The sequence below is a fragment of the Microcoleus sp. BM001215392 genome, from assembly GCF_036700185.1.
GTDB lineage: Bacteria > Cyanobacteriota > Cyanobacteriia > Cyanobacteriales > Microcoleaceae > Microcoleus.
In genome coordinates this window covers 1-1,031 of record NZ_JAUBOJ010000755.1, presented here as the reverse complement: position 1 = coordinate 1,031, position 1,031 = coordinate 1, and the positions used below count along the sequence as shown (strand labels likewise).

2 protein-coding genes are annotated in these 1,031 nt (G+C 44.6%); both read right to left on the bottom strand.

Going from position 1 to position 1,031, the window contains the following annotated elements; all coding sequences use genetic code 11:
- Window positions 1-37 precede the first annotated feature (37 nt).
- Complete coding sequence (locus tag QT974_RS34675) at window positions 38-373, bottom strand: XisI protein (RefSeq protein WP_333472869.1); 336 nt, start codon at window positions 371-373, stop codon at window positions 38-40.
- Window positions 361-777, bottom strand: coding sequence for an element excision factor XisH family protein (locus QT974_RS34670; RefSeq protein ID WP_333472868.1), 417 nt, complete (start codon window positions 775-777; stop codon window positions 361-363). The genes QT974_RS34675 and QT974_RS34670 overlap by 13 nt, the downstream gene beginning before the upstream one ends.
- Window positions 778-1,031: the final 254 nt, after the last annotated feature.

Sequence of the window (1,031 nt, the reverse complement as noted above, 5' to 3'; positions counted from 1 at the left end):
GTGCGATCGCTATTATCCCTATAAAGAGCGATTAATTTCAGGCGATCGCGAACTCAGTTAGCACCCGCCTTTCTGGTCGATAAAACCCCAGCACAATATCTTCCTTGTCAACGCCAATATCCAGCAATTCTTGTGCTACACCTTCTTCTGTACCATCCCACTCAATCCAAATCTTACCGTTGCGAATCCGCAAGTGAAAGCCAATTGAATGCACTCGCCCGCAACTATTCCACCCGATCGCCATTAACAAATAGTTATCACCCTCTGTATCACAAATCGGCACAGTTTCGACTATACTATTACCATTTTGTAGTTCAGCATGGCGGTCGATCAGAGTTTTAATTGCCGATCTATAAAAAGCTAGTTTATCCATTGCATTATCTCCTCGCCGTTGGGATTAAAGATGAATAGTAAAACCTGCTGCTCGGTCACAAAATCTCGAATTGGCGACCGCTGAAAAAAGTCTTGGTAAATATCATTAGGAATGGCCAGGTAGAGCAACCGTTCAGGTTGAATGCGTTGCAGCAGAAAACGATAAAGAGCGTATTGTCCGACTGCCTTTTCAAGTTCAGAAATTGGCGATGGACTGCCAAATCCTTTAATTTCAACCGCAATTTTTTCAGCCCGCCGTTCTGCAAAAACAGGTCTCTCGGCACCAAGATCGGCATATAGGTTAAAGCCTTCATACTGAAGCTGAAGCGGATCGTCAGTTATCCTCCAGCCATCTTTGATAAGAGCAGCTTTGACGACGGAGTGATAGAGGTCAAGACGTGGCATAGCTTTAGTGTATGAGCAAGGCGATCGAGATTGGAAATAACACTTATTATAGCATTTGTATCCAAGATACAACTATTAGCGTCGCGATCGCCCTTTTGGAATAAGTAGAAAAGTGCGATCTTTATGCTAAAATATAAGTAAGCACAACGACTGAATTATGCAGCCTAATATTTTATCCGATCGCCTCGATCGCATCCAGCCACCCATTCAACTCCCCTCCCTTCATGTCCCCCCCGACCTAAGGGGGGCTAGGG